The following is a 25,632-nucleotide window of genomic DNA, read 5'->3' on the forward strand; positions in this document are numbered from 1 at the left end:
CTCCCCTCTTGCTAGCGGGAGGGGAGTACGCGGTGCATCGGGCGGAATGTCTGTTCGCCGCGCTTTCGGGCGAGATAGGTGTCGAGCCCGATCTGCGCGCCGATCAGCATGTAGACGAACGGCTGGAACGCGATGCCGACAAACGCCGCACCGAACAAATAGATGATCTGCGCAGTCTGGAGCGCGCCGGCGAGCGGCCCGGCCCAGGCGAATTCGCCGGCCGGGTCGGCATGGCGTCGGCGCAGAAGCTCCATGCGGAAAATGCCGATCACGTTGATTGAGAGCCACAGCGCGAGCCCGAAATAGCCCTGCTCGCCAAGCATCTCGAAATAGGCGCTGTGGAAGGCGCGTGCCTTATCGGTCTCGACGCGCGGGCCGGTGCCGGGACCTTCGGACTTGAGATCGAGGCGGATGTGATTGCCGCGATACGCCTCGAAGCCGCCGCCGAACGGGTGTGTCTTCGCGTATTCGATCGTCCACTGCCAAACCGCCAGCCGGGTCGAGGCGGATTCGTCCGCGTCATAAGTCTTGATCGTGTTCATCCGGTCGGTGAATGCCGAGGGCAGGAACGGGACCGCGGCGAGACCGAGTGCCGTGACCGCCGCGAGGTACAGCGCCTTTCGCTTGACCGCGCGCACCGAAAGCAGCGCGAGCAGGACGATGCAGACCAGGCCTGTCCTTGTCGACGTGCCGACCGGGATCAGCAGGCAAGCGAACACCAGCGCGAGGCAGAAGCCCTTCACGCGCCAGTCTGGCTTGAAGATCGTGCCGTAGGTGGCGAACCAGACGATGATCGGGATGATCGCGACGGCGACCGCGCTGATCGTGCTGCCCTCGTACAACCCCGAATTATTGTCGACCATCAGGTTCAACTGGCCGTAGCCGCCGCCGCCGCTGGCAACCGTCTTGATGCCGCCGACGATGATGATCGACGAGGCTGACAAGATCATGAACAGCAGCAGCGATTCGATCCGCAGCCGCGTGCGCAGCGTCAGCGGGAGGAAGGCGGCGAAGATCAGCGTCTTCCAGACCCAGTCCCATTTCTCCTTCGCCTCGACCGGGAAGTCGGCGCCGAGCGTGGTCGCCCAGCAATAGAGCATCAGCAGCACGATCAGCACCTGCCGCGCGCCGACCCGCGTATCGCGCTTGTCGTCGGCGAGGGTCCAGCCGCCGACAGCCAACGCCACCGCGATCAGCGAGATCGGCACGGTGTTGAGCAGCAGATAGGTCAGCCGCTGCGGCGAGACGATGTCGATATAGACGTAGACGAGCACGAGCAGGAACGGCCGCTTGAACCCCATCACGAAGAACGCGATCAGGAACGCGATGAACGACAGATCACGCATCGCGGCGAGGCACCTTGCCGGTGGCGCGCGGCTTTTCGGGCGGGTCGTGCGGGCTCGGCTCGCGATCGAGGTCGGGGCGCTTGAGCAGCAGGAACGCAGCGAGCATCATCAGCCCGTGGCTGAGGCCGAGCGCAAGGTTGTCGATCATGGGTGCGGCCTCCCTTCCCGAGCGGGTGTCATGGAATGTCCGTACCCATAGTCGGTTGACGCGCCGTTAAGCGATATGTGGCAGACGGCCTCCACGATGCGTATCCTTCACATTCTTGATCACGGCCTGCCGCTGCAAAGTGGCTACACGTTCCGCACGCGGGCGATCCTCAAGGCGCAGGAGGCGCTGGGCTGGACCGTCGCTGCGGTGACCGGCCCGCGGCACGGGATCGCGCGAGCGTCGGTGGAGTCGGTCGACGGGCTGACCTTCCACCGCACCGACGCGGGAGTGAAGTCGGGACCGGTCGGCGAAGTCGTCGGGATCGCGGCGTTCGCCAAGCGGATCGAGGCGGCGGTCGATGCCTTCAAGCCCGACATCCTCCACGCGCATTCGCCGGTGATCGATGCGCTCGCCGCGCTGATCGTCGCGCGGAAACGCAAGCTGCCGTTGGTGTACGAGATCCGGGCGTTCTGGGAGGATGCGGCTGTCGGCAACGGTACGGGCACCGCGACGTCGCTGCGCTATCGGGCGACGCGCGCGCTGGAGACGTGGGCGGTGCGGCGGGCCGATGCGGTAGCGGTGATCTGCGAAGGCCTGCGCGGCGACCTGATCGCGCGCGGCATCGCGGCGGACAAGATCATGGTGTCGCCCAACGGCGTCGACCTCGACCTGTTCGGCAATGCACCGCCGCGTGACGATGCGCTGGGGGCCGAACTCGGGCTGGATGGTGCGGATGTCGTCGGGTTCATCGGCAGCTTCTACGATTACGAAGGACTCGACGACCTGATCGCGGCGATGCCTACGCTGGTGGCGTTGCGGCCCAAGGCGCGGCTGTTGATGGTCGGCGGCGGCCCGATGGAGACGATGTTGCGCGCGCATGCAGAGGCGTCGTCGGTGGCCGACGCGATCCACTTCGTCGGGCGCGTGCCGCACCAGGAGGTCGAGCGCTATTACGGGCTCGTCGATATCCTTGCTTACCCCCGCAAGCGCATGCGGTTGACCGATCTGGTCACGCCGCTGAAACCGCTGGAGGCGATGGCGCAGGGGCGGCTGGTCGCGGCGTCGGATGTCGGCGGGCACCGTGAGCTGATCCGCGATGGCGATACCGGAACGCTGTTCCCCCCCGACGATCCGCAGGCGATCGCCGATGCGCTGGCGGGGATGTTCGCGGATCGTTCGGGCTGGGACGAACGGCGCGCGCGCGGTCGTGCGTTCGTCAAGGAAGAGCGTAACTGGTCGTCAAACATTCGGCGCTATGATCCTCTTTATGGACGGCTGATCGCGGCCGCCGCACGGGAAAATTGATGGTCGCGTATATCCGCCAGAACCTGATCCGAGCGCTGCCCCTGTACGGCGCGGTGACGGGCGGCGTACTCATGACCGTGATCGTCGCATTGTTGTCGACCGAGACGCTCGAGGGCCTGGTGTGGACGACGGGCGTCGCTGCACTGGTGCCCGCCGCGTCGCCGCCGCTCGGGATGACGGCGCGGGTGTTGCTGGCGCTGGGTAGCGGATTGCTGGTCGGGGCACTGCTCTGGTCGTCGCTGTTCCTGCTGTTTGGGCCCGGCGGGATGCTCGCCAAGCGCACGCCGCGCGAAGACGGCATGCCGGTTATCCGTCGCGCCGACGCGCATCCTGACGCGCCGCCGCGCAAGCCGATGTCGGCGGCTGATCTCGGTACGCCGATGATGGAAGTCGGCGTTGGCGGCAGCGGCGGCGCGCGTGACGAACGGACGATTCCGGTCGATCTCGATCTGCCGCTCGCTGCGTTCGATCCGAAGGCGATCCTGCCGGTGCCGATGGAACCGGTTCGGCCGGTGCCGCCGCTGGCGCAGCCGACCCAGCCGACGATGGTCGCGCCTGTGATTGAAATGTCGCCGACGGCCGAACCGGCGACGTTCGTGACCGCGCCTGCGCCGCAACCGGTCGAGCCGCCGGTTATGCCGGAGCCGAGCATGGCGGCGCCCGAGCCGGTGCCGGAGGTCAGCGCGCCGACGCCGATCGCCCGTCCACCGCGTACGCCGGCCGAGCCGACCACGCCGCCGACGATCGAGACGTTGTTGCAGCGGCTGGAACAGGGTGCGCTGCGCCGCGGGCGTATGGGTTCGCACTAGAACGGACACTGGCTGGCAGCGGACTGAGACCCTCTCCAGTCGGTGGAGGATCGCAGGATGCTCTGCCGTACCCGACCCCTCCGAAAGGGCTTCGTCTATTCGGAACGTCCTGATACCCGTAGCTCGAAAACATCGAGGAGGGGTCAATGGCGAACGCCGAAACCACAGCTGGCGAGCCGGAGAAAGGTGCCACCCGCTACGCCTGGTACGTGCTGTCGGTGCTGTTTCTCGTCTATGTCCTAAATTTCGTCGACCGGCAGATCATCTCGATCCTGGCGGAGGACATCAAGCGCGACCTGGGGCTGAAGGATCAGGATCTCGGGTTCCTGTACGGCACTGCGTTCGGCGTGTTCTATTCGCTGTTCGGTATTCCGCTGGGGCGGCTGGCGGACAATTGGCACCGCGTCAGGCTGATGACGATCGGGCTGTCGCTCTGGTCGGTGATGACTGCGCTGTCGGGCTTTTCGAAGACCGGCGGGCATCTTGCCGCGGCGCGGATCGGGGTCGGGATCGGCGAGGCTACCGCGAGTCCGTCGGCGTATTCGATCATCTCCGATTATTTCCCGAAGCGGCTGCGCGCGACGGCTTTGTCGATCTACTCCGCTGGATTGTACGTCGGTGGCGGCTGTTCGTTGTTTATCGGCGGGCTGATCGTGCAGGGCTGGAACAAGGCCTATCCCGGCGGCGGACCGCTCGGGCTGGTCGGCTGGCAGGCGGCGTTCATGGCGGTCGGGGTGCCGGGACTGTTGCTGGCGGTATGGATCGCGACGCTGAAGGAGCCGATCCGCGGGCTGGTCGAGGGTCTGCCCGAGCCGGAGAAGCATCCGGCGCCGTTCCGCGCGTTCGGGGCCGAACTGGTAACGATCGTGCCGCCGCTGACCTTGATCGGCGCGGCGATGGGTGGGTCGCGGGCGCTCGGGTACAACCTCGTTGCGCTAGCGCTGGTGGTCGCGGCGGTGTCGGGGCTGGTGGCGGCGGGCGAGCCCTGGCCGCAATGGGTGGCGATCGGGATCGGGGTGTATGCGGTGTTCTCATGGGCGTCGGCGCTGAAGCGGCGTGATCCGCCGACCTTCGCGTTGATCGTGGGCACACCGGCGTTCCTGTGCACGGTCGTGGCGTATGGGCTGAATGCATTTTTGAGCTACGCGGCGAGTTTTTGGGCGGCGCCCTATGCGTTGCGCGAGCTTGGCGCGACGCCGGCGTCGGCGGGGTTCATGATCGGCAGCCTCGGCGCGACCGCGGGGTTCCTCGGGCTGACGATCGGCGGGGTGGTGTCCGATCGGTTGCGGCAAGGCAATCCGGCGGGGCGGTTGTGGGTGGTGATCTTCGGCGCGGTGGTGCCGGTGCCGTTCCTGATCCTCGCCTTCACCGCGTCGTCGCCGGTCGCTTTCTATGCGGGGATATTCCTTGCGCAGTTGACCGCGTCGTGCGCGCTGGGGGCGGCGGCGGCGACCACGCAGGACATGGTCTTGCCGCGGATGCGGGGGACGGCGACGGCGACGTTCTTCATCGGGACGACGCTGATCGGGCTGGCGCTTGGGCCATATATGGCGGGGCGGGTGTCGACGCTGACCGGGAGCCTATCGATCGGGATGCTGTCATTGCTGGTGGTGACGCCGATCACGCTGGCGTGTGCGGTTGCTGCGTACCGGCTTGCGCCGGGGGCCGAGGCTACGCGGGAGGCCAGGGCGCGGGCGGCGGGGGAGGCGGTTTAAGCGCTCCTGTTGAACCTAGCCCGGTCACCCATTTCCGTTCGTGCTGAGCGAAGTCGAACCACATACGCCTGGGGCATGCCCTTCGACTTCGCTCAGGGCGAACGGGGAGGGGGCAGGTCGGTGCGCGAAAAAATGTGCTTCGATACGAGCCCTCGATACGCCGCCTTTGGCGACTACTCGGTCTCTACTCAGCACGAACGGAAGTTGTGGAGGCGAATGCGCCCCTCCCGACGCGCAGGAGGGGCCACGCACTCACCCCGCCTGGAACACACCGCAGGCAATCCGCCCGCCGCTGTTGCCGGCCGGGTCGGTCATCAGATCGTCGGGACCCGCATGCACCACGAATGCCGAGCCGTCCGTATCCATCAAACCCGCCATCGTCGCGCCGGGGATCGTGATGCCGATCGTGCCGCGGCCGTCGGTGCCGATGATCAGGTTGGGCAGGTCGCCTTCATGCGGACCCTGCGGGTTCATGCTGCCGTGCTTCATGCCGGTCGGGTTCCAGTGGCCGCCCGCGGTCGTGAAGTCGGGGGCGTCGCAGCGGCCGACCATGTGGATGTGCGCGCCGTGCGTGCCAGGGGGCATCGCCTTGGCGTCGAGCGTGAAGCGGAGGCCGCCCGCGACTTCGGTGGCGGTGGCGCGGCCGACGTCGGTGCCGGTCGCGGTCTGGAGCGTGGCGGTGGCGCGCTGGCCGCCGGATACCGGCGTACCGGTATCCATGCCGCCCTTCTCGCAGGCGGTCAGCCCGATCGTCGCCGCGCCGAGCAGTGCCAGTGTCGCAATCCGCATAGTGTCTCTCCCTGTTGATCTCTTGGCGAACCCTTCGCCGTGGCTCAGGTTCCACCCCCGGTATCGAGCGCCCAGCGCGCGACTGGTTCGTACGTTGCGCCGTCGCGGCCGAGATGGCTCTGGTACAGCACGAGATGGGGTAGCGGGAAGGGCGCGCTCGACAGTGCGGCATGCGTCGCGAGCCAGTCTTCGATCGCGAACCCGACACCCGCGGACCGTGCCAGCCGCGCAACCGTGATGTGCGGGAGATAGGCGCGGTGTTCGGGCGTGAGACCTGCGCGAACGCACGCCTGGTCGACCTTGCGGTGGAGAGCGGCGAGCGCCTCATGCGGCGTCACGCTCGCCCAGAGCGTATCGGTACGCCCGCGCTTCTCGAAGCGGCCGACTCCGGTGAGCGACACTCGTGGTGCTGGCGCGACGATCTGGCTCAAAGCGACGGCGACGTCCTCGGCGACCGGTCGTTCGACCTCGCCGATGAAGCGGAGCGTCACGTGCAGCTGTTCCTCGTCCTGCCAGCGCGCGGACGGCACGCCCTCCATAATGTCGAGCAAGCTCTGACGGATAGCGGGCGGCGGGCGGAGGGCGACGAAAAGGCGGATCATGGATTGCGGCAGGTTAACCGCGAACCACCATGCCGATGCAACCACTCTGCTTGAAAAGCGTCCTGTAAAAGACGATATTCAATGTAACCGGCACCATGCCGGACAAAGGAGCTGATTTCACCATGGCTAATTGGTCTGACCCCCGGCCCCGCGCCGCGCCGTTCGGAACGACGGCCACGGGCCAGCGTACCGAGGCCTATGACGCTGGTCTCCGGTCATACATGCTGTCCGTGTATAACTACATGGGCTCGGCTGTCCTGCTGACGGGCATCGTCGCGATGCTGTTCGCATGGGGCGGCGCAGCGTCGCCCGCTGCACAGGTGTTCATGAGCGGTGGCATCCTGAAGTACGTCATCATGTTCTCGCCGCTCGCGATCGTGTTCGGCATGAGCTACGGCCAGAACAAGATGTCGACCGGCACGATGCAGATGCTCTTCTGGGGCTTTGCCGTCTTGATGGGCCTGTCGATGTCGACCATCTTCCTGGTCTATAGCGGCACGTCGATCGCGGGTGCGTTCTTCGCCACCGCAGCCGGTTTCGCTGGTCTCAGCCTGTACGGCTACACCACCAAGCGCGACCTGTCGGCGTTCGGGACGTTCCTGATCATCGGTGTCGTCGGTCTGCTGGTCGCGAGCCTGATCAACATGTTTCTGCAGTCGGGCGTGATGCAGCTGGTCATCAGCGGCGTCGGCGTGCTGCTGTTCGCGGGTCTCACCGCCTACGACACGCAGCGTACCAAGAGCCTGTATGCGCAGGTCGCTGGCACGGACATGGTCGGCAAGGTCGTCATCATGTCGGCGCTGAGCCTGTACCTCGACTTCATCAACATGTTCATGTTCGTGCTGCGTCTGTTTGGTAGCAGCCGCAACTAACTCCCGCTAAGGGTGTGACGAACGCAGGGCTCGGCGGGACACCGCCGGGCCCTTTTCTTTTGGCCTCGGGACAGGAATGGGACGCGCAATGCGGCTCTCGATCGACGTGCGTCTGGATTACGGGATCACGGGGGATGCCGATGTGCTCCTCCAGATCGAGGCGGCGGCGATGGCCGACCAGACGATCGAGTCCGAGTCCCTCACCTTGTGGTCCGACAGTCCGATCCGTGCGGTGCGCGGCGAGGATGGGATCGGGCAGCGTTGCTGGTCGCGCGGACATGGGCGGTTCACGGCCGAGTATAAGGCCATCGTCGCCGTAAATCGCGAGCGGGTGCAACTCGAGCTGTATCCGGCGACGCCGCCGCGGATGCTCGATGGCGAACTGACGCCGTATCTGATGCCGAGCCGCTATTGTCCGTCGGACCGCTTCGAGGGCTTCGTTGCGCGCGAGTTCGGCGGGCTGGAAGGCGGTCCGCTGGCGGCGGCGCTGACCGAGTGGGTGTACCAGTCGCTCGACTATCGCTGTGGATCGAGCAGCGGCGAGACGACCGCGCTCGATACGTTTGCGTCGCGCTCGGGGGTGTGTCGGGATTATTCGCATCTGCTGGTGTCGCTCGCGCGGGCGGGCGGGATCCCGGCGCGGTGCGTGTCGGCCTATGCGCCGGGGGTCGATCCGCCCGACTTCCATGCGGTCGCGGAGCTGTGGCTGGCAGGCGACTGGCGGCTGATCGATGCGACGAAGATGGCGACGTGCAGCGATATCGCGCGGGTTTGCGTCGGGCGCGATGCGACCGATATCGCGTTCATGACGGTCTTCGGGCAGGCATATCTGTGGGAGCAGACGGTCAAGGTGACGCCGCTCGACTGAGCGCTTCCCGGGGCCCTTCGCGGGGAAACAAAGGGCAGTTCGACCGTTGGTCATCGCCAAGATTAAAAAGGGACGTCGCAATGACCGACATAGACAAGAGCGCGCTGGATAGCCTGTCCGTAGCGCCCGACGACAAGGATGCCGAGGGCAAGAGTTCGGGTCGCGATCCGCGCCAGGAAGCGGGCCAGGACAAGTCGATCGGCAAGCGCCTGCAGAAGAATCCCGACAGCGCCGACGCGCGTCTCGACAACGGGCTCGACGAGTCGATGGACGGCAGCGATCCGATTTCTGCGACGCAGCCGGGGTCGGGCACCGAGCCGGCGAAGTCGTCGGGTTATGACGAGGATGCCGAGCGGGCGCTGCGCGAAAAGCAGGCGTAACCTTCACATCTGCTCAACGAACGGGCGTCGGTCGGCAACGACCGGCGCCTTTTTGTTGCCCAAACGCCTCGCAAGACGATCAAATCGCTTAGTTTCGTTCGGTTCGTCGCAGCCTTGTTGCAGCGCAACAGCTTTCATGGTCGCTTGGTGTTACGGAAAGATGACGCGCGATAGGGTCGTTGTTAACCATCCGAGCGCATAGTCTGCCGGTTCCTTGACGAGAGCGGGGTGACGACATGGCTTCCAGAATGAAACCGGCACAGGGGTCGATGACCCTCGCCGAGATGAAGGAATTCGCGGCTTTTCCGAGTTCGACGCAGCGGTATATCCGGCGTTCGCTCGACGTGGGCCTGGACCGCGAGGACGCGATGCAGCGCTGGTCGCGCGACGTGGTCGAGGCGGCGAGCATCCGGGCACAGGCGCGGTTGTACAACAACCTCCCCGATCTGCGCGCGATGGTGCCGGACGATAGTGGTCTCGATGCGATCGAGCCGTTCCTGGCGCCGTTGATGACGCTGGTTGCGTTCGACCTGGGGCAGGGGCGGCTGACGAGTTTCTCGGCGTTGCGGTTCCTGTACGAGCGGTTGATCGGGGCGGAAGTCCGGCCGTGGCTGCCATCGGCGTTCTGCGCGGCGGCGGCGCTGCCGCATCTGCATCCGGAACTGCGGCGCAAACTGCTCCAGTCGATCAGCGAGGCGGCGGCGACAGCATCGGGCTGGTCGAACCGGCAGCCGGCGTTCTTCCCATACTGGGTCGAGAAGGTGGATTCGGGGACGACTTTGGCGAGCTGACTCCTGCTGATCCTCCCCCTTGCGGGGGAGGATAGGTCCTCTCTCGCCAAACTACCGGCACGCGCGCCAGCCGGTTGCGCCGCGGTTTGCCTGGTCGAGATGCAGGTGATCGGCGTGCGCGGCGTTGTAGTCGGGGGATAAGGTCGTCGCGAACAGCCGGCACGCGCCGTCGCGGACTTCGCGGAGGAATGCGGCCTTGGGATCGTCGCCTTTCCAGTCTCGCGCGACGGTGATGCGGGTGCCGTCGGTCAGGCGGAAACCGGCGATGTCGACCGCGTCGGCGGTCGAGTGTTCGCTCCAGTTGCTCGAATGGCTGCCAGCGATACGGCGGCAACTATAGCTGCCGAAATGATCGATCGTCGCGACGCGTGCGCCGAAGTGACGTTCGGCGGCAGGCTGGACGATGTTCCATTCCCACATCGCCAGTGCCGCCGCGACGGGGCAGGCGACGCCTAGCCCGGCAGGTGCGAAGGCGATTTTTCGAGCGCCACCGGTCAGACGCACGCCATCGGCATAGCCGCATTGCCCGTCGCCCTTGCGCGGCGGCAGGACGGTGTAGCGGACGCCGGCACGGTCGAGCAGCGCGCGGCATTGCGGAAAATCCTCGGTCAGCGCGGTGAGCTTGCGGCCCGTGAACAGGCCGATCGGCTGGCCGAGATCGAGCGGCGCCCAAGGCACGTCCTGCGGCCGGCCGCGCAGGCTAGCCCACAGCATCAGCGCCAACGTCGCGATGACGACCAGCGCCACTAGCCACCCGATCGTCCTTCGCACCGCGCGCATGTCAGCCGCGCACCGCGTCCGACATCGGCTTCGACGTTATCGGATAACCGAGGTCGTCGGGGATGCAGAGATGCTCGACGCCGTCGCGTATCTCGGTCCACGGCGTGACGGTGCGGATGGGATGCGCGCGGGCATTGGCGACCGCGGCGTCGAAATCGGTGAATTGCGCGAGGCGTTCGAGATTGCGGCGGGTCGGGAAGATGATCGTCGCGCGTCCGGCATCGGTCTCGGCGAGAACGTGCGCGGCGGTGGCCCAGAACAAACGGACGTTTTCGGTCTCGTCGACTCGCGCCGCGGGGGCATCGGCGGGCAGGCGGGCGAGATAGAAGCGCGTGTCGAAGATGCGCGCGTGGGCGTGTGCTGGTCGCCAGCGGGCGAAATATTCCAGCGCATCGAGATCGAGGGACGTGTCTGCGTCCGCCAATGCTTCACCGAACGCGGTTCCGGCGTGAAGGGCGGCGCGCAACTGCTCGAAGGCCTGGATGGAGGGCATCGGCGACAGGCCGATCGGCAGCCCGGCTTCCTCGATCGTTTCGCGGATCGCGGCGATGCGCGCGGCGGTTTCGTCGTCGGGGTGGCCGAGCAGAGCCGCCAGCGCATGGTCGCCGGGATCGACGCGGCCGCCGGGGAATACCAAGGCGCCGCCCGCGAACGCCATCGCCTTGGCACGCTCGACCATCAGCAGTTCCGGGGGGCCGGCTGGCGTGTCGCGGAAGATGACGAGCGTCGCGGCGGGGATGGCGGGGGGAAGCGCGTCGGTCATTGGCTTTGGTAACGCGCGAGGGCGGGATCGGGTAGCGTCGTGGGGTGGAGTTACTCGGAGGTGGGACGGTGCAATCCGACGCAATTAAGCTTGTTCTCCCGCGAAGGCGGGAGTCCAGTCTGGGTCCCCGCCTTCGCGGGGAAACAGGGACGTTCAGTTCTAGCCGTCAGTCTGCGAGCATCGCGGCGAGTGCGGGAGTCAGGTATTCGCGGGCGGTGCCGTCGATTTCGGTGACGAGGCGGGCGGCGATGCCGTGATTGTGCGCGAGGTCGAGGCCGTTTGGGCCGAGGACGGTCAGGGCAGTTGCCCAGGCGTCGGCGTTGAGGGCGGTCTGGTGGATGACGCTGGCGGAGATGACGCCGGTATCGATCGGGCGTCCGGTGCGTGGATCTAGGGTGTGGGCGCCGCGGCGGTAGTCGCCGGAGGTCGCTACCGCTTGGCCGTGCAGCGCGATTCGGAGCGGGGGGAGTGTCAGGCCGGGCGGGCTTTCAAGGTCGACCCACCAGGGGTCGCCGTCCGGCCGGATGCCGCGACCGACGAGTTCGCCGCCGATCTCGACCAGTGCGTTCGCGATGCCGGCGTCGCGCAAGAGGTCGGCGATGGCGTCGACCGCGTGGCCCTTGGCGATCCCCGACAGGTCGAGCGCGGTGCCGCCGGGTTGGCGGAGGTGCGCGCTCGTGGGGGCGAACGAGAGCCGGGACCAGCCCGATGTCGCGCGCGCTTTCTCGATTTCGGCCGTGCTTGGGGGGCAGGCGACGGGGACGGGGCCGAAACCCCAGGCATCGACGAGCCTGCCGATCGCGGGATCGAACGCGCCGCCGGTTATCTCGGCGATCGCCAGGCCGCGCGTCATGACGTGTGCGAAGTCGCGTGGGAGCGTCGTCCAGGTGCCGCTCGGCGACCGGTTGAAGCGGGACAGGAGCGAGTTCGGTGCCCAGTGGCTCATCTCCGCGACGAGCCCAGCCAGCCGCGCGACGATCGCGGCGTGGATCGACGACGGATCGGTGCCGGCGGGCGCCGCGAAGCGCACGCTCCACGACGTCCCCATGGTCGCGCCGTGCAGATCGAGCACCACCGCCGACGGATCGCGCGCGCCGAACGCCGCGGCGTCGATCGTCGGTGGCAGCGCGATCCTCATGCCGCCAAACTCATGCCGCCAAACTCATGCCGCCAAACTCATGCCGCCAAACTCACACCCGGACGCCTCAGGGCGTGAGGACTTCGAGCGTCGTGACGTAGCTCATCCGCCGCTCGGTCGCGCGCGGGGTGGTTGCCTTGGCGTCGGTCAGCGTCGCGTTGAGCCAGTACATTCCCGCGGTCGGCCACGAGACGCTCAGCACGCCGTCCGCGCCGGTGGTCAGCTCGCGTGCGCCCTCGTCGTTGCGATAGCGCTTGCCGCCGGGGATCACCGTGACCTTCAACCCCGCCGCGGGCTTGCCGTCGACCAGGAAGCGGAACTTGGCGGTCTCGCCCGCGACCAGTTCGTCGGGGTGCGTGATCGGCGCGAACTCGAGGCCCTTGCCGGTCGTCTTGAAGACGGTGGTGGTCGGCGCGCCCGCGGTCACGAAGATCTCGTTGCGGCCCGAAACCTCGGTGACCTTCACGTCGGTCGCGTTGGCGGGGATGTCGGCGACGGTCAGCGGGGCGGGCGCGTTCGGCTGCGGTGGACCGCGACGACCGCCGAGACGCTTCTCGACGCCGTCGACCTTGAAGCTGCCCATGACGGCGGACATCTGCGTGCCGATCTTCCACGTGCCGGGTTTGTCGAGCTTCACGTCGAACACCGAGCGATAGCGGCCGGTCGCGCCGTTCTGCAACGTGCCCTCGCTGCCGTCGGGCTGCCAGACCTTCATGCCGTCGAGGCGGAGCGGCTGGTGATCGAAGAAGAACAGGTCGTTCGATACCGCGGCGTCGACCGTCACCCAGCCATCGGTCCCTGAGAACACCGTGGCCGACGGCAACAGCCACATGCGGTGCGCAGACAGCGCGGCGGGGATCGACAACAGCGCGGCGGCGGCCATCAGGCGTGCAACAAAAGGCTTCATGCTGTGATCCTTAGCGGGCGGAGATGGCGACGGCGCCGAGCTCGGTCTTGCCCGTGGTGCGGGCTCCGGCGGTAAGCGGTACGGACACGAGTTCGCGGCCGCCGGTCTCGCGCGCAGCCTCTACGTTCAGGACATACTGGCCGGGCTTGACGTCGGTGGGCAGCGCGATGGTGTACTGGCCCGGAGCACGCGTCGCGCCGCTGACGCCGTCGGCGGGCATCGTCATGCTGCGGCCGCCCTTGCGCCACCATGCGCGCAGGTCGGCAAGCCATTTGGTGCCGGGATCGTTGCCGCGCTTCTTCAGATCGTACCAGACCGCCAGCGTGCGCGGTGCTCCACCACCGACCGGCTCCAGCCAGACCGCGACATAGGGCTTGTGATATTCCGCGACGCTCAGCCGGGGGATGGTGATCGTGACAGTGCCCGCGGGCGCGGCGCTGGCGGGCAACGACAGCGCGGGCGCGGTGATCGCCCCGCCAAACAAAAGCAACGCGGTAGGACGCATGGCAGAACCCCTCAATGGACGAACAGGATGGCAAGCAGGACGGGAATGGCGAGCCCGGCGGCAACGATCGGCCAGGTCGTCGGCCGATGGCGCGCATGGAGCTGCAACAGGAGCAGTCCGGTCAGCGTGAACAGGATGCAGGCGCCGGCGAAGATGTCGATGAACCACGCCCAGGCTTCGCCCGCGTTGCGACCCTTGTGGAGGTCGTTCAGGTACGAGATCCAGCCGCGGTCGGTCGTTTCCGCGGTGATACGTCCGGTCGCGCGCTCAATGCTGACCCAGGCGTCGCCCCCCGGGCGTGGCAGCGCGACATAGGCGTCGGTGTCCGACCACTCGACCGACTTGCCCGCGGGATCGAGGCCGACCGTGGCCGCGACGCTTTTCGCGACGGGTGCGGGTAGAGGCGTGTCCGGTGTGTGCGGTGCGGTCAGCATGCGACGCAGCGAGGGGAGCAGCATGCCGCTTTTCTCGACGACCACCGGCTTGGCACCGATCGATGCCGCATGATTGAGTGTGATGCCGGTGATCGCGAACAGCAGCATCGCGGTCAGCGACAGCGCCGCGCTGATCCAGTGCCAGTTGTGCAATTGCTTGAGCCACCAGCTTCGCCATTTGCGTTTGCGCTTGATGGCCGCCGCCGACGTTGCGGACGCTTGAGACGCGAGAGATTGGGGCGAGTTCACCGCCACCGCCTATCGGCTCGTGAAACGCAGATCAAGGCTATTGAGAATAGTTAGCAGAAAAGTGATGCGGCTGATCTTACGCTGCGAGTGCCGTCGGAATGCGCGGGGTTGCAGGCGGTGTCAGTAGCAGGACGGAGGGCGTCGCTGTGGGATCGAAGGCGCGGAGGTAGAAATGCCCCGTGCCTGCCAGCCCCAGCATCAGGCTCGGCGACTCGCTGGCGCCCGGCGTTCCCGATGGCCAGGGGCGGGCGGGTGTGGCGTAGGTATCGATACCGTGTCGGGCGATCTCATCGACGAGCGTTCGCGCCTCGGAATCGCCGCTGGCCTGGGCCCAGCTCAGGAACAGCTCGGCATCACCCGCCGCGCCGTGGCAGAGCGAGTAGTTGCAGCTGGTGCGGGCGAGCTGGCCGATCACCGATCGCGCGGTGATCCGCAACGCGGACTGGATCGCCGGCCGCATGGTCGCGTCACTGGTCAGTTCGAAGGCGCGGATGCGGGCGAGGCCGATACCGACTGCACCGTGGCACCATGCGGCGGGGGCGACACCGAGCGGCTTGCCCGCGTCGTGGCTGCGCAGATCGGGCCATTGATCGCTCGGGGTGTCGAACCAGCTATCCTCATAGGCGAACGCCGCGCGGCCCGCGGCGGCGAACCGATCGTCGCCGGACACGGCGGCAAGTTCGAGCAAGGCCCAGCCGACGCCGCCGGCACCATGCGACAACCCGGTCAAATTGGGGCGGCGTTGCGCCCGGAAGTCGGCCACCAGATCGTCGGCCAAGCTCGAGAGATCGACCAGTTCGGCCATCTCGCCCATCGCGTTCCAGGACAGGCCACGGTCGCTGGGTTCCGATGCGTCGAGCAACCATTCCCCGGCGACGATCGCGGCTTCGGTCAGCGATGGCGCGGCGTGCGCGGCACCCAGCGCGAGCAGCACGGGAATCGTCCCTGCGTTACCGGACATCACGTCGATCGCGACGCGACCCTCGGGGGACAGCGCGACGGCGCGGTGGACCATCGCCAGGCCTTGCGCGCGCAGATCCTCGCGATCGAGCGCGGCTCCGGCTTCCATCGCGGCGTAGCCGATGCCGAGAAAGCCCGTGTAGAACCCGCGGTGCAGGGCGTCGGGAATATCGGCGGCGCGGTCCAGCGCATGCGCGATCCCCCCGCTCGCGGTGCGCGCTGCGAGAGGATCGCCCGTCGCCCGGTGCAGGCGTGCGAGGAACAGTCCGATCCCCGCCGTACCGTCGTACAAGGTCGGGCCCATCGTGCCGCAGCCGAGCATCTGCGTACCGGTGAAATCCTCGTGCACGGGACCAAACCAGTTGCACCGCGCGCCGTGCCACACCGCGTCGCGCGCGAGCTTGGTGCCGACATCGAAGGCGGTTTCGAGATAGAGGGGGTTCATGGTCAATGTATCGCCTGCTGCGAGAGGACCGGAGGAACGTCGTACCGATCGTCGGAACCGGCGTTGAGCCACAAGGCGTCGGCGCGCAGGCCTGCCTCCGCGATCTTGCGAGTCAGCGTTTCGGCGAACACGGGAGCCCCGAACCTACTTTCGGTGCGCGAGGCGGCGAGCGCCTGCGCGACCAGTCGGCTGCGCGCCATGCCGAAGCTCTCGCGGTTGCCCGGGTCCTCGGCAAAGCCCAGTCCCGGCGCCAATTGCCTCGCGAACAGCGGCACCGGCGCGTCCAGATACGCGGCGAAGGCGGGGTAGCTCGCGAGGAGGATCGTCGATACCGCGGGGAACAGGTGCTGGGCCACGTAGAGGACCGCATTGTCGCGGCGGACGTAATCGGCGCTGCGGACGACGATCTTGAAATCGAACGGTATGCGGTAGCGGTTGAGCAGCGTGGTCAGTCCGGCGACCAGGTCGACCGCGCCGCCGATCCGCACGTTCCAGTAGAAGCGGACGATCGGCGCAAGATCGTTCACGTCGCGAAACGCTTCGCCGAACGCGTAGTAGAAGCCGGCCTGCGCGGTGGTCGAGCCGCCCGGGATCTGCACCGCCAGCGGACTTCCCCTGCGCATCGGCATCACACCGTCGACGGCGAGGAACTGGCCGGGTGCGAACCGGCGCGTGCGGCCATGGCGCGTGGCGATTACGCTGCCGTTGGTGTCGCTGCCGCTGAAGATCCAGCCCTGCTCGGCGCGCGATCGGCTGGCATTGGCGCGTTCGAGTTCCGCCGTCAGGTCGACCGGCTCTGGTGCGATGGCGGCGGCACCGTCCTGCGGGAACACGCGGGCATAGGCGTGCTCGTACACCACGGGCATCAACGCGGTCGCCAGCGCGTCTTCGGTCGCGGGGCCGCTTAGACGCCCCACCGGACTGTCGTCGAGCAGGATCGCGCCATCGTCGCCGATCCGCAGCGCCGCGACGAACGCGCCGAGATCGATCGCCGTGCCGGTCACGCCGCGATCGCCTGGTGGCGTGAATCTGGTGCGGGATCGACGATACCGAGCAATTCCTCCGCCACCCGGTCGGGATCGGCGAGAATGTTGAGTGCGGTCTGCGCGAGCAGGATCGCGGTGGGATCGGTCGCCTGGCTCCACGCGCTGCGTTCGAACGCGGTGACCATCATCCGCGCGGCCATCATGCCGATGCACCGCTTCAGGAAATCCGTGGCGTCGTCGTGATAAGCGGTGCTGGCGGTGATGTACGCGGTCCAGAATGCTGCGATCGCAGGCTGGACGGTCGCGAGCGGTACGGTGGCGCCCGCGAACAGCGCGACGGGGTCCGTTCCGGCGGGCATCGAGCCGATCCAGAAGGCGAGGTAGGATTGGAGCATGCTGCCGACGTCCCAGGCTGCGTCGCCGATATCGGCCAGCTCCCAGTCGATGACGTACAAACGCCGGTCGGCCAGCGCGTCGCCCTTGGGGGCGAGCAGGCAATTCTCCCAGCGCATGTCGGTATGGATCAGCGTATCGCGCTTCCACCCGTCGCGCAGCGTGCCGAGCATCGCACGCGCGCCTGGCGCCGCGAGCAGGATGTCGACCAGCGCAGAGGCGGCCGGGCTCCGTCGCATGCTGCTCAGGTCCGCTTCGCCGTGAAGGCGCAGGATCCAGGGCGATTGTTGCGGAAACAGCGCGGCTTGCGGCGCGCCTTCGACGAAACGGATCGCGTGATAGGTGGATAATGCCGTCCCCAGCCGTGCGGCGAGATCGACCGGACACGTCCCGAGCTTCTTGTGCACGGCGGTCAGCGTCTCGCTGTTCGGGATGAGATCGTTGATGAGGATGCCCTGCTCGGCATCGTAGAGTCGGAAGCGTGGCAGCAGATCGCGCAACGGGCGCAGGCGCTCGTCGCCGAACGCGCCGCGATAGACTTCCGCCTCGCGCGCGATCGTCTCGCGCGTGCCGGGTTCGCTCTCGATCGCCTGCTTGATGAAATAGGCTGGGCCGTTCCGCTGCTTGAGCATCACGAACCGGTTGCGGCTGCGGCTCATGGTCAGGACCATGCCGCCATCGACGATCCCGGCGCGGTCGATCAGGCCCTTGCCGGTCAGATACCGTACGAGATTGCGGGTGACGATCGGGTCCATGCGGCCTGCCATATGCGAGGAAAAGTGCGAAGAACCGCCGACCCGCGAGGGGCCGGCGGCTTCGACGATCGATCAGAAGGTGCAGCCCGCCGACCACATCACGTGCTTGCAATCGAGTTCGACCTCGGCGACCTGCGGCTGGCCGGCAAAGGTGCAGCCCGCCGTCCACATGACGTGCTTGCAGTCCGTCGTCGCGACGCTCTCGTCGGGAACGGCCAGCAGCGTGCAGGCCAAGGTCGTCAGGACATGTCCGCAATCCGCGACCGATTCGGCAGCCTGGAACGTGCACCCAGCAGTCCACAACACATCCTTGCAGCCGGGCTCCGCATCGGCCGAACCGGTCTGCTCGGTGCCGAGCGTACAGGCGAGCGTCGTCAGGACGTTGCCGCAGTCGACCGCGGCTGCCGGTTTTGCCGCGCCCAGCGTGCAGAGCGTCGTCGTCAGCAACTGTACGCATTCGACGGCATTCTGCTGCTGGCCGGCGAAGGTGCAGCCTGCGGTCCACATGACGTGCTTGCAGTCCGCGCCCTGCACACCGCCGCCGGCACCGGTCGGGATCGGCGCGCACCAGGTCGGCCGTGCGGTGACCAGCGTGACGCACATGGCATCGCTTGCCGCAGGGGCCTGGGCCTCCAGCGTACAGGCAAGCGTGGTGAGGACGTTGCCGCACTCCGCGCCGTAGCCGCCGGCAGCGCCCTTCTGCTGCGCGCCGAGCGTACAGGCGAGCGTGGTGAGCACGTTGCCACATTCGGCAGCCACAGCTTGCGGTCCGCCGAAGGTGCAGCCCACGGTCCACATCACGTCCTTGCATCCCGGGGCAAGGGCAGTGGCGGGGGCCCCGGCGCCGAGACCCGCGACGACTGCGTCGACGCCGACCGTGCAGACGATCGTACCCGTCACGATCGCGCAACCGACATTGACCGGGCTCCCGCCGCCATGGCGTTGCTGAACGAGCCCCCCGAGATAGTTCTGAGCATAACCAGTCATAGCGCCTTCTCCTTGTTGCCGGATGATCCGGAGCGATCAGGCGATCATGCGGGCATCCGCCCCGAACACAGGTCGCCGCAGTCGGCGGCACGTGAAGGTGCGCCGAGTGATGAACCTCGAAATACTTTCGAGTATATGTGATCAGTAGAGGCTGGGACCGTGAAGCGGTTGGCGGCCGAATGCTATTCGATCATCGCCTGAGACAAGGGGATTATCCCAAAACCCCGCCTGCCACGCAGCAATGATCTTGTTCGGGATATGCGACAACTGGGGATTGACCCGAAACGGAGGGTGTCGAGCGGACTATATCCATATCAGACGAAGCGCATGACTAGTCGATGCCGCCGCTTCGTCAGCGCGATGTGTACGCGGGTAAACGCGGCGACAAGTGAAGGCCGTCGATCGGCACAAGAGTTTGGCGATGTGGGAGGTGCAGCCCAGCGACGATCGGATCGGATCGATGCGGCTTGCTGGCTGGGAAGCTGGTGACCCCTACGAGAATCGAACTCGTGCTTACGCCGTGAGAGGGCGTCGTCCTAACCGCTAGACGAAGGGGCCGTTAGCAGATGCGGGCGTCTACGGAAGGCGGCGGCAGGCGTCAAGACGCTTGCCGCACTTTCCTGCGGCGCCCGCATATTTATCAGGCGGCGACCTTCTTGCGCTCGGCCATTTCCTCGTTGAGCATCTCGGCCAGCAGGAAGGCGAGCTCGAGACTCTGGCTGGCGTTGAGGCGCGGGTCGCAGTGCGTGTGGTAGCGATCGGCGAGGCTCTGCTCGGTCACGTCGACCGCGCCGCCGGTGCACTCGGTCACGTTCTGCCCGGTCATCTCGGCATGGATGCCGCCCGCGTGCGTGCCTTCCGCGCGGTGGACCGCGAAGAAGCCGCGGACTTCGGCGAGGATGCGGTCGAACGGCCGCGTCTTGTAGCCGTTGGCAGCCTTGACGACGTTGCCGTGCATCGGGTCGCAGCTCCACACCACCGGATGGCCCTCGCGTGTGACGGCACGGACGAGACGGGGCAGGTTCGCCTCGATCTTGTCATGACCGTACCGCGTGATCAGCGTCATCCGGCCGGGGATGCGGCCGGGGTTGAGCGTGTCGAGCATCCGTAGGAGCGCGTCGGGCTCCAGGCTCGGGCCGCACTTGATGCCGATCGGGTTGCCGATGCCGCGCAGGTATTCGACGTGGCTGGAGCCCTCGAACCGCGTGCGATCGCCGATCCACAGGAAATGCGCGCTGGTGTCGTACCAGTCGCCGGTCAGCGAATCCTGCCGGGTCAGCGCCTGCTCGTACTGGAGCAGCAGCGCCTCGTGGCTGGTGTAAAAATGCGTCTGCGCGAGCTGCGGCACGGTCTCGGGATCGATCCCGCAGGCGGCCATGAACTCGAGCGCCTCGCCGATCCGGTCCGCGGTCTCGGCGTATTTCTTCGACCAGGGGCTGCGGCCCATGAAGTCGTGCGTCCAGCGGTGAACCTGATGCAGGTTCGCGTAGCCGCCCTGTGCGAACGCGCGCAGCAGGTTGAGCGTCGCCGCCGACTGCGAATAGGCGCGGATCATCCGCTGTGGATCGGGCGCACGCGATTCCGCGGTGAAGGCGATATCGTTGACGTTGTCGCCGCGGTACGACGGCAGCTCGACGCCGCCGATCGTCTCGGTATCGGTCGAGCGCGGCTTGGCGAACTGGCCCGCCATGCGACCAAGCTTCACGACCGGGAGCTTCGACGCGAAGGTCAGGACGACGGCCATCTGGAGGATGACGCGGAACGTGTCGCGGATGTTGTTCGCACTGTGCTCCGCGAAGGACTCGGCGCAGTCGCCGCCCTGGAGCAGGAACGCCTTGCCTGCGGCCACTTCGGCGAGCGACGCTGTCAGGTTGCGGGCTTCACCGGCGAAGACGAGCGGCGGAAAGGTCGCGAGCTGGTCGGTCGCGGCGGTCAGCGCTGCTGCGTCGGGATAAGTGGGGAGCTGCCGCGCTTCGTGACGTGTCCAGCTGTCGGGGGCCCAGTTCGCGGCCATATCATATCGTCCGATTGGTGAATTGTGACGATGGCAATGCGCGAAAACGCCTTTTTGCGCAACGAAGTAAAGCTTGAAGGCGCCGCGATCAGTATTGGCAGGCCGGTCCGGTCATTTCCGTTCTAAAAAAATTATGGCGTCATCACTGTCCATTTGGCATGGGCAACGGATGGACATGCCCATGCGTATCATCATCGCGTTTTCGATCATCGCCGGCGGAATGGTGATTGCCGTACCGGTACTGATCATCGCCGCGCGCCGTCGTCGCGCCGACAAGCTGCGCCGCCGCGGCATCAAGACCTACAATCGCAGCTCGGGCGCTACCAACGGTCAATAGCCTGCGTCGAGGTCGGCGACGTTCTTCATCGGCGTCCCTGCGAGGAAGGCATCGAGGTTTTCAAGGAACAGCGCTGCCCCTCGCTTGAACATCGTCGTCTGGCTGCGGCCGGAGAGATGCATCGTGACGATGGCGTTGGGCGCCGACCATAGCGGATGCTCGGCAGGAAGCGGCTCCGGGTTGGTCGGATCGAGGACTGCGCCGGCGATACTGCCATCGGTCAGCGCGGCGATCAGCGCGTCGTCGTCGATCATGTCGCCTCTGGCGATATTTATGAGCCAAGCGGATGGCTTCATCGCTGCGAGTTCGTCGCGGCCGATCATCGCGTGGGTGGCGCCGGTCGAGGGCGCGGCGAGGATGACCCAGTCGAAATCGCCGAGACGGTCGCGCCAGGCGTCGGGTGTGATCGTGCCCTCGCGGCCGGTGCGCGTGACCCCGGTGACGTCGACCCCGAACGCGGCCAGCCGGTCGCCGATCATGCGGCCGATCGTGCCGTAGCCGATGACGAGCGCCTTGGTGCCCGCCAGTTCGACCTTGCCCGGCGCATCCTTCAGCCATTCGTGGCGATCCTGCGCGCGCACGACGGTGTCGAAGCGCTTGGCGGCGACCAGCACGCCCATCACCGCATATTCGGCGACGGCGACGGCGTTGATACCGGCGCCGTTGGTCAGCGTGACGTCATTGTCGCGCAACGTCTCCAGCGGAAACGCATCAAGCCCGGCATAGATCGTCGAAACCCATTTGAGATTGGGCCCCGCCTTGCGGATCGCGTCTGCGACCAACTCGGTCGGCTGCATGTCGACCCAAGCGATGTCCGCATCGGCGATCATCGCGTTGGCCTCATCCGGCTTGGCGAACCAGACGGCTTCGAGGTCCGCAGGCAGATGCGGTTCGAGGAGAGGGCGGGCGGCGGCGGGGAGGACGGCTTTCATCCGAGGAACATCGTTCGGCCGCCCACCAAGTCAAGGCGTGCCAGTCGCCTCGACCGGGATCTTCCAGTCCCATCCGAGCGAATCGCCATCCATCACCTCGACGCCGGCGGCCGCCAGCTCGTCGCGGATCGTGTCGGATCGTTCGAAATCCTTCGCAGCCCGTGCGTCGCGTCGGGCGGCAAGGTGTTCGGCGATGGTCGCTTCGTCGATCGTCGCCGATACGGGTCGGATGCGCAGGTCCTCCCGACGGATCGTCGCGAGATCGAGCCCGAGCACGGCATCGAAATCCATGAGTGCCGCGATGCGGTCCGCCGGCGCGACACGCTTGTCCGCCAGCAGTTCGTCGAGGATCGGGAGCGCGCGCGGCGTGCCCAGATCGTCCGAGATCGCCGCATCCAGCCGTTCGCGATAGGCGGAGGCGCTACCCGAGGGGCCGCCCGGCTGCCGCGCCCGCAGCGTGTCGACGGTCATCGCAAGCCGTTTCAACCGCGTCTGTGCGGCCGCCAGATTCTCCCACGAGAATTCCAGCTCGCTACGGTACTGCGCCTGGAGGCACATCAGGCGGTAGGCGAGGGGGTGGAAGCCACGGTCGACCAGCGTCTGGAGCGTGGTGAACGCACCGCCCGATTTCGACATCTTGCCCGAGCGCTCGACCAGGAAATTATTGTGCATCCAGATGTTGGCACCGGTATCCGCGCAGTCGCAATGCGCCTGGTTCTGCGCAATCTCGTTGGGGTGGTGGATCTCGCGGTGATCGATCCCGCCGGTGTGGATGTCGAAATGCTCGCCCAGATACTGCTTGCTCATCACCGAGCACTCAAGATGCCAGCCGGGCGCGCCGCGGCCCCACGGTGAATCCCATTCCATCTGGCGGTTGTCGCCGGGCGCGGACGTGCGCCAGATCGCGAAGTCCTGCGGATGGCGCTTGCCCTCGACCGGATCGATACGGCTCTCGCCCGCATCGTCCTGCGAACGGGCAAGGCGGCCATAGTCGGGAACGGTCGAGGTGTCGAAGTACAGGCCGTCCGCGAGCTGGTAGCAATGCTTGTCGGCGATCGCCTTGCCGAACGCGATCATGCCGTCGATGTGATCGGTGGCGAGCGGGAATTTGCTTGGTGGGCGGATGTTGAGGTCGTCGAGGTTGCGTTTGAAGGCGTCGGTATAGTGCTTGGCAATCGCCCAGATATCCTGACCGCTGGCGCGCGCCGCGGCCTCCATCTTGTCGTCGCCGACGTCGGCATCGGAGGTCAGGTGCCCGACATCGGTGATGTTGATGATATGGGTGAGCGGATAGCCCTTCCACGTCAGCACGCGGCTCAGCGTATCGGTGAAGACGTACGCGCGTAGATTGCCGATATGCGCGTAATTGTAGACCGTCGGGCCGCAGGAGTAGATGCCGACATCGGTCGGATCGATCGGCTTGAACGTCTCGAGCTGTCGCGTGAGGCTGTTGTATAGCGTAAGGGGAGTGCGGGTCATGCGCCGCTCTTAGCGACGCCGGAGCGGTCTCGCAAAGATACTCCGGGTGTTGGTGCGACCTGCGGGCCCCTTGCGGCCGGTCTGCGCGAGGCGTGGCGTTGCAACGTCAGCCTTGAAACGCATGCCCTCCCCTGATAGGGGGCCCAGTTCATGCGGCGCGGACCTATTCGCGACGGCAAAAATCTATTCGACCGGAGCTTAACGGGTTTATGCAGATCATCGTACGCGACAATAACGTCGACCAGGCACTCCGCGCGCTCAAGAAGAAGCTGCAGCGCGAAGGCGTGTATCGCGAGATGAAGTTGCGCCGGCACTATGAGAAGCCGTCCGAGAAGCGTGCGCGCGAGCGTGCAGCAGCGATCCGTCGCTCGCGCAAGCTCGACCGCAAGCGCGCAGAGCGCGACGGCGCACGGTAAGATTTGGCCACGCCCGGCGAACGGGTAGGCCGATAGGTTCGGGGGTGTCGTGATCGGCACCCCCATTTGCTTTCCAACGGCACGCGCGGCGCTCCGGCGTGACCAGATGACCGGGGCTTGATCCGATGTCGACCGTCACCGCAGTGCCGCTGCAGCCTACGAAGCGCAGCTACCTCGTCTATCTCTGGGTCGGGATCGCGCTGGCGCTGATCGCCGCGGTCGCGCTGGCACGTCAGGGCGACGATCCCCTGGCACGCAATGCGCGGGCAAAGGGTGTCGTAGTGACGGCGTCCGGTCTGCAGTACAAGGTGATCGCGCCCGGCAAGCCCGGCGCAGCGAAGCCTACCGATGCAGACGTGGCGCTGGTGAACTACGAGGGCAAGCTGCTCAACGGCACGACCTTCGACAAGTCGCAGCAGCCGACGCCGATGCCCGTGACCGGCGTCGTGCCTGGGTTCTCCGAGGCATTGAAGCTGATGCCGAAGGGTTCGAAGTATCGCTTCTGGATGAAGCCGTCGCTTGGCTATGGCGACAAGGCGACGGGGCCGATCCCGGCGAACTCGACCCTGGTGTTCGACGTCGAACTGCTCGACTTCCTGCCGCAGAGCGTCGTGCAGCAGATGCAGGCGCAGGCCCAGATGGGACGCGGCGCGCCGGGTGGTATGCCGGGTGGCGCTCCGGGTGGTATGCCAGGCGGTGCTCCGGGTCAGCCGCAGCCTTAATTGGGCGCGCGAGCGATACGGGGGACTTGGTCGCTCGTATCGCTTAATAGTCGAGACGTGCAAAACGCGCCCGCGGTTCGCTGCTGGCGCGTTTTTTTGCGTTTATGATGTCTGGCAGGTCGATCCTCGGGGCGGATCGGTGACGCAGCCCTCTGGCGCGTAACTTTCCCATCATGCTGATGCCGGTCAGTGCGCGGCAGCCCTGCACGGTGGCGCTCAATCCGGACGGTCGTCAGAATGCCGGAGGGGAGTGTCTGTTCGATTGGTGGCTGGCGCTGTCGCTGTTGCCGTGCAGCATCGGAAGGCTGAGTCCTCCCCCGACTGCGGCGCATTCGTGCCGGTGCTCGGCGAGCCGTAGAAGCTCGAACTTCTGTGAACCTTGTACGGCAGGCAAAAAAATAGCGGCCCGAAGACCGCTATTTCTCGAACTAAAGTCGTAAGACTTAGTTGCTGTCCGAATCGTCGTCGTTGTCAGCAACGATAACGATACCAGCGACAACTGCAGCTGCCGCGAGAACCGCAACGATGATGCCGCCGCCAGCGAGCTCGTTCTTCTTGCCCGAAACCGAACCCGAACGAACCGACTTAGCAACCGACAGGCTGGCCGGTGCTGCCATGGCCGGAGCAACTGCCATCGTGGCTGCTGCTGCGGTCAGGAGATACTTCCCAAGACGCATAAATAAACTCCCTTTGTGCTCGTCAGCTTGGCATTGGCACGAAACCGCCACCAAGGCAACCGAGGTCTAGACAACCGCGCAAAGTGTTTCGCGCTGTTGCCGCGGCGCAACACGCGCCGCGGCCCGTT

Annotated in this window: 28 protein-coding genes and 1 tRNA gene; 10 read left to right on the forward strand and 19 right to left on the reverse strand. The window is 66.5% G+C overall.

Annotated features, from left to right (window positions below):
- Positions 1 to 11 precede the first annotated feature (11 nt).
- Positions 12 to 1,346 (reverse strand): putative O-glycosylation ligase, exosortase A system-associated, encoded by a 1,335-nt coding sequence (locus C8J45_RS02445; RefSeq protein WP_107961723.1) that lies wholly within the window; start codon positions 1,344 to 1,346, stop codon positions 12 to 14.
- Complete coding sequence (locus tag C8J45_RS19055; protein WP_181321067.1) at positions 1,339 to 1,494, reverse strand: hypothetical protein; 156 nt, start codon at positions 1,492 to 1,494, stop codon at positions 1,339 to 1,341. Before C8J45_RS19055 ends, C8J45_RS02445 begins: the two co-directional genes overlap by 8 nt.
- Positions 1,495 to 1,590: 96 nt before the next feature.
- Here C8J45_RS19055 and C8J45_RS02450 point away from each other — a divergent pair, with 96 nt between their 5' ends.
- The 3 genes from C8J45_RS02450 to C8J45_RS02460 all read left to right on the forward strand — a co-directional run bounded on the left by C8J45_RS02450 (position 1,591) and on the right by C8J45_RS02460 (position 5,323).
- Positions 1,591 to 2,799, forward strand: a complete 1,209-nt coding sequence (locus C8J45_RS02450) for a TIGR04063 family PEP-CTERM/XrtA system glycosyltransferase (RefSeq protein WP_107962204.1) — start codon at positions 1,591 to 1,593, stop codon at positions 2,797 to 2,799.
- On the forward strand, positions 2,799 to 3,608 hold the full coding sequence (locus tag C8J45_RS02455; RefSeq protein ID WP_107961724.1) for a hypothetical protein: 810 nt from the start codon (positions 2,799 to 2,801) through the stop codon (positions 3,606 to 3,608). Before C8J45_RS02450 ends, C8J45_RS02455 begins: the two co-directional genes overlap by 1 nt.
- Before the next feature lie 146 nt (positions 3,609 to 3,754).
- Positions 3,755 to 5,323, forward strand: coding sequence for an MFS transporter (locus C8J45_RS02460; RefSeq protein ID WP_107961725.1), 1,569 nt, complete (start codon positions 3,755 to 3,757; stop codon positions 5,321 to 5,323).
- A gap of 252 nt (positions 5,324 to 5,575) precedes the next feature.
- Here the strand turns inward: C8J45_RS02460 and C8J45_RS02465 are convergent, their stop codons facing one another.
- Both C8J45_RS02465 and thpR read right to left on the reverse strand, forming a co-directional pair.
- Positions 5,576 to 6,112: a superoxide dismutase family protein gene (locus tag C8J45_RS02465; protein ID WP_107961726.1), complete on the reverse strand. Its 537-nt coding sequence runs from the start codon at positions 6,110 to 6,112 to the stop codon at positions 5,576 to 5,578.
- A 44-nt stretch (positions 6,113 to 6,156) separates the two neighbouring features.
- Positions 6,157 to 6,714 carry an RNA 2',3'-cyclic phosphodiesterase gene (gene thpR, locus C8J45_RS02470; RefSeq protein ID WP_107961727.1) on the reverse strand — a complete coding sequence of 186 codons (558 nt, stop codon included), beginning with the start codon at positions 6,712 to 6,714 and terminating at the stop codon, positions 6,157 to 6,159.
- A gap of 122 nt (positions 6,715 to 6,836) precedes the next feature.
- Here thpR and C8J45_RS02475 point away from each other — a divergent pair, with 122 nt between their 5' ends.
- From C8J45_RS02475 to C8J45_RS02490, 4 genes are all read left to right on the forward strand, one after another.
- Complete coding sequence (locus tag C8J45_RS02475; protein ID WP_107961728.1) at positions 6,837 to 7,586, forward strand: Bax inhibitor-1/YccA family protein; 750 nt, start codon at positions 6,837 to 6,839, stop codon at positions 7,584 to 7,586.
- Positions 7,587 to 7,674: 88 nt separating this feature from the next.
- Positions 7,675 to 8,454 carry a transglutaminase family protein gene (locus C8J45_RS02480; RefSeq protein WP_056491021.1) on the forward strand — a complete coding sequence of 260 codons (780 nt, stop codon included), beginning with the start codon at positions 7,675 to 7,677 and terminating at the stop codon, positions 8,452 to 8,454.
- 80 nt (positions 8,455 to 8,534) lie between these two features.
- Complete coding sequence (locus C8J45_RS02485; protein ID WP_056051272.1) at positions 8,535 to 8,834, forward strand: hypothetical protein; 300 nt, start codon at positions 8,535 to 8,537, stop codon at positions 8,832 to 8,834.
- Between the two features lie 236 nt (positions 8,835 to 9,070).
- Positions 9,071 to 9,625: a hypothetical protein gene (locus tag C8J45_RS02490; protein WP_056065323.1), complete on the forward strand. Its 555-nt coding sequence runs from the start codon at positions 9,071 to 9,073 to the stop codon at positions 9,623 to 9,625.
- Between the two features lie 51 nt (positions 9,626 to 9,676).
- On the opposite strand, the gene C8J45_RS02495 is transcribed toward C8J45_RS02490, so the two are convergent.
- From C8J45_RS02495 to C8J45_RS02550, 12 genes are all read right to left on the reverse strand, one after another.
- On the reverse strand, positions 9,677 to 10,405 hold the full coding sequence (locus C8J45_RS02495) for an extensin family protein (RefSeq protein ID WP_107961729.1): 729 nt from the start codon (positions 10,403 to 10,405) through the stop codon (positions 9,677 to 9,679).
- Position 10,406: 1 nt separating this feature from the next.
- Positions 10,407 to 11,168, reverse strand: coding sequence for an NUDIX domain-containing protein (locus tag C8J45_RS02500; protein WP_107961730.1), 762 nt, complete (start codon positions 11,166 to 11,168; stop codon positions 10,407 to 10,409).
- Positions 11,169 to 11,334: 166 nt separating this feature from the next.
- A complete protein-coding gene (locus C8J45_RS02505) occupies positions 11,335 to 12,306 on the reverse strand; it encodes an FAD:protein FMN transferase (RefSeq protein ID WP_258191231.1) in 972 nt (323 codons plus the stop codon).
- 67 nt (positions 12,307 to 12,373) lie between these two features.
- Complete coding sequence (locus C8J45_RS02510; protein WP_107961731.1) at positions 12,374 to 13,213, reverse strand: DUF4198 domain-containing protein; 840 nt, start codon at positions 13,211 to 13,213, stop codon at positions 12,374 to 12,376.
- 10 nt (positions 13,214 to 13,223) lie between these two features.
- Entirely contained in the window at positions 13,224 to 13,718 is a 495-nt protein-coding gene (locus C8J45_RS02515; RefSeq protein WP_107961732.1) for a DUF2271 domain-containing protein, read from the reverse strand.
- An 11-nt stretch (positions 13,719 to 13,729) separates the two neighbouring features.
- Positions 13,730 to 14,347, reverse strand: a complete 618-nt coding sequence (locus tag C8J45_RS02520; protein WP_107962206.1) for a PepSY-associated TM helix domain-containing protein — start codon at positions 14,345 to 14,347, stop codon at positions 13,730 to 13,732.
- 130 nt (positions 14,348 to 14,477) lie between these two features.
- The gene (locus C8J45_RS02525; protein WP_107961733.1) at positions 14,478 to 15,806 is read right to left on the reverse strand and encodes a lanthionine synthetase LanC family protein; all 1,329 of its coding nucleotides are present in this window, start codon (positions 15,804 to 15,806) and stop codon (positions 14,478 to 14,480) included.
- 2 nt (positions 15,807 to 15,808) lie between these two features.
- Entirely contained in the window at positions 15,809 to 16,810 is a 1,002-nt protein-coding gene (locus C8J45_RS02530) for a T3SS effector HopA1 family protein (protein ID WP_107961734.1), read from the reverse strand.
- Positions 16,807 to 17,940: a phosphotransferase family protein gene (locus C8J45_RS02535; RefSeq protein WP_181321068.1), complete on the reverse strand. Its 1,134-nt coding sequence runs from the start codon at positions 17,938 to 17,940 to the stop codon at positions 16,807 to 16,809. Before C8J45_RS02535 ends, C8J45_RS02530 begins: the two co-directional genes overlap by 4 nt.
- A gap of 72 nt (positions 17,941 to 18,012) precedes the next feature.
- Complete coding sequence (locus C8J45_RS02540) at positions 18,013 to 18,927, reverse strand: hypothetical protein (RefSeq protein WP_107961736.1); 915 nt, start codon at positions 18,925 to 18,927, stop codon at positions 18,013 to 18,015.
- Between the two features lie 483 nt (positions 18,928 to 19,410).
- Positions 19,411 to 19,485, reverse strand: a tRNA-Glu gene (locus C8J45_RS02545).
- A gap of 82 nt (positions 19,486 to 19,567) precedes the next feature.
- On the reverse strand, positions 19,568 to 20,941 hold the full coding sequence (locus C8J45_RS02550) for a class II 3-deoxy-7-phosphoheptulonate synthase (protein WP_107961737.1): 1,374 nt from the start codon (positions 20,939 to 20,941) through the stop codon (positions 19,568 to 19,570).
- Between the two features lie 181 nt (positions 20,942 to 21,122).
- Here C8J45_RS02550 and C8J45_RS19060 point away from each other — a divergent pair, with 181 nt between their 5' ends.
- Complete coding sequence (locus C8J45_RS19060; RefSeq protein ID WP_181321118.1) at positions 21,123 to 21,278, forward strand: hypothetical protein; 156 nt, start codon at positions 21,123 to 21,125, stop codon at positions 21,276 to 21,278.
- Here C8J45_RS19060 and C8J45_RS02555 read toward each other — a convergent pair.
- Both C8J45_RS02555 and cysS read right to left on the reverse strand, forming a co-directional pair.
- Positions 21,272 to 22,210 (reverse strand): D-2-hydroxyacid dehydrogenase, encoded by a 939-nt coding sequence (locus C8J45_RS02555; RefSeq protein WP_107961738.1) that lies wholly within the window; start codon positions 22,208 to 22,210, stop codon positions 21,272 to 21,274. The two genes, C8J45_RS19060 and C8J45_RS02555, sit on opposite strands and share 7 nt — an antisense overlap.
- 30 nt (positions 22,211 to 22,240) lie before the next feature.
- On the reverse strand, positions 22,241 to 23,689 hold the full coding sequence (cysS, locus tag C8J45_RS02560; protein ID WP_107961739.1) for a cysteine--tRNA ligase: 1,449 nt from the start codon (positions 23,687 to 23,689) through the stop codon (positions 22,241 to 22,243).
- A 209-nt stretch (positions 23,690 to 23,898) separates the two neighbouring features.
- On the opposite strand from cysS, the gene rpsU reads away from it, so the two are divergent.
- Both rpsU and C8J45_RS02570 read left to right on the forward strand, forming a co-directional pair.
- On the forward strand, positions 23,899 to 24,105 hold the full coding sequence (gene rpsU, locus C8J45_RS02565) for a 30S ribosomal protein S21 (protein ID WP_055878578.1): 207 nt from the start codon (positions 23,899 to 23,901) through the stop codon (positions 24,103 to 24,105).
- Positions 24,106 to 24,230: 125 nt separating this feature from the next.
- A complete protein-coding gene (locus tag C8J45_RS02570; RefSeq protein ID WP_107961740.1) occupies positions 24,231 to 24,827 on the forward strand; it encodes an FKBP-type peptidyl-prolyl cis-trans isomerase in 597 nt (198 codons plus the stop codon).
- Between the two features lie 443 nt (positions 24,828 to 25,270).
- On the opposite strand, the gene C8J45_RS02575 is transcribed toward C8J45_RS02570, so the two are convergent.
- A complete protein-coding gene (locus C8J45_RS02575; RefSeq protein WP_181321069.1) occupies positions 25,271 to 25,504 on the reverse strand; it encodes a hypothetical protein in 234 nt (77 codons plus the stop codon).
- Positions 25,505 to 25,632 lie beyond the last annotated feature (128 nt).

The sequence above is a fragment of the Sphingomonas sp. PP-CE-3G-477 genome (assembly GCF_003050745.1).
Lineage (GTDB): Bacteria > Pseudomonadota > Alphaproteobacteria > Sphingomonadales > Sphingomonadaceae > Sphingomonas.

Bases quoted from the DNA above. Each gene is read 5' to 3' on its own strand.
- C8J45_RS02480 (WP_056491021.1), top strand. From the start codon at position 7,675: ATGCGGCTCTCGATCGACGTGCGTCTGGATTACGGGATCACGGGGGAT.
- C8J45_RS02515 (WP_107961732.1), bottom strand. From the start codon at position 13,718: ATGCGTCCTACCGCGTTGCTTTTGTTTGGCGGGGCGATCACCGCGCCC.
- C8J45_RS19055 (WP_181321067.1), bottom strand. From the start codon at position 1,494: ATGATCGACAACCTTGCGCTCGGCCTCAGCCACGGGCTGATGATGCTC.
- C8J45_RS02475 (WP_107961728.1), top strand. From the start codon at position 6,837: ATGGCTAATTGGTCTGACCCCCGGCCCCGCGCCGCGCCGTTCGGAACG.
- C8J45_RS02455 (WP_107961724.1), top strand. From the start codon at position 2,799: ATGGTCGCGTATATCCGCCAGAACCTGATCCGAGCGCTGCCCCTGTAC.
- C8J45_RS02445 (WP_107961723.1), bottom strand. From the start codon at position 1,346: ATGCGTGATCTGTCGTTCATCGCGTTCCTGATCGCGTTCTTCGTGATG.
- C8J45_RS02550 (WP_107961737.1), bottom strand. From the start codon at position 20,941: ATGGCCGCGAACTGGGCCCCCGACAGCTGGACACGTCACGAAGCGCGG.
- C8J45_RS02570 (WP_107961740.1), top strand. From the start codon at position 24,231: ATGTCGACCGTCACCGCAGTGCCGCTGCAGCCTACGAAGCGCAGCTAC.
- rpsU (WP_055878578.1), top strand. From the start codon at position 23,899: ATGCAGATCATCGTACGCGACAATAACGTCGACCAGGCACTCCGCGCG.
- C8J45_RS02495 (WP_107961729.1), bottom strand. From the start codon at position 10,405: ATGCGCGCGGTGCGAAGGACGATCGGGTGGCTAGTGGCGCTGGTCGTC.
- C8J45_RS02525 (WP_107961733.1), bottom strand. From the start codon at position 15,806: ATGAACCCCCTCTATCTCGAAACCGCCTTCGATGTCGGCACCAAGCTC.
- C8J45_RS02465 (WP_107961726.1), bottom strand. From the start codon at position 6,112: ATGCGGATTGCGACACTGGCACTGCTCGGCGCGGCGACGATCGGGCTG.
- C8J45_RS02500 (WP_107961730.1), bottom strand. From the start codon at position 11,168: ATGACCGACGCGCTTCCCCCCGCCATCCCCGCCGCGACGCTCGTCATC.
- C8J45_RS02460 (WP_107961725.1), top strand. From the start codon at position 3,755: ATGGCGAACGCCGAAACCACAGCTGGCGAGCCGGAGAAAGGTGCCACC.
- C8J45_RS02490 (WP_056065323.1), top strand. From the start codon at position 9,071: ATGGCTTCCAGAATGAAACCGGCACAGGGGTCGATGACCCTCGCCGAG.
- C8J45_RS02555 (WP_107961738.1), bottom strand. From the start codon at position 22,210: ATGAAAGCCGTCCTCCCCGCCGCCGCCCGCCCTCTCCTCGAACCGCAT.
- cysS (WP_107961739.1), bottom strand. From the start codon at position 23,689: ATGACCCGCACTCCCCTTACGCTATACAACAGCCTCACGCGACAGCTC.
- thpR (WP_107961727.1), bottom strand. From the start codon at position 6,714: ATGATCCGCCTTTTCGTCGCCCTCCGCCCGCCGCCCGCTATCCGTCAG.
- C8J45_RS02535 (WP_181321068.1), bottom strand. From the start codon at position 17,940: ATGGACCCGATCGTCACCCGCAATCTCGTACGGTATCTGACCGGCAAG.
- C8J45_RS02450 (WP_107962204.1), top strand. From the start codon at position 1,591: ATGCGTATCCTTCACATTCTTGATCACGGCCTGCCGCTGCAAAGTGGC.
- C8J45_RS02540 (WP_107961736.1), bottom strand. From the start codon at position 18,927: ATGACTGGTTATGCTCAGAACTATCTCGGGGGGCTCGTTCAGCAACGC.
- C8J45_RS02485 (WP_056051272.1), top strand. From the start codon at position 8,535: ATGACCGACATAGACAAGAGCGCGCTGGATAGCCTGTCCGTAGCGCCC.
- C8J45_RS19060 (WP_181321118.1), top strand. From the start codon at position 21,123: ATGCGTATCATCATCGCGTTTTCGATCATCGCCGGCGGAATGGTGATT.
- C8J45_RS02510 (WP_107961731.1), bottom strand. From the start codon at position 13,213: ATGAAGCCTTTTGTTGCACGCCTGATGGCCGCCGCCGCGCTGTTGTCG.
- C8J45_RS02505 (WP_258191231.1), bottom strand. From the start codon at position 12,306: ATGAGGATCGCGCTGCCACCGACGATCGACGCCGCGGCGTTCGGCGCG.
- C8J45_RS02575 (WP_181321069.1), bottom strand. From the start codon at position 25,504: ATGCGTCTTGGGAAGTATCTCCTGACCGCAGCAGCAGCCACGATGGCA.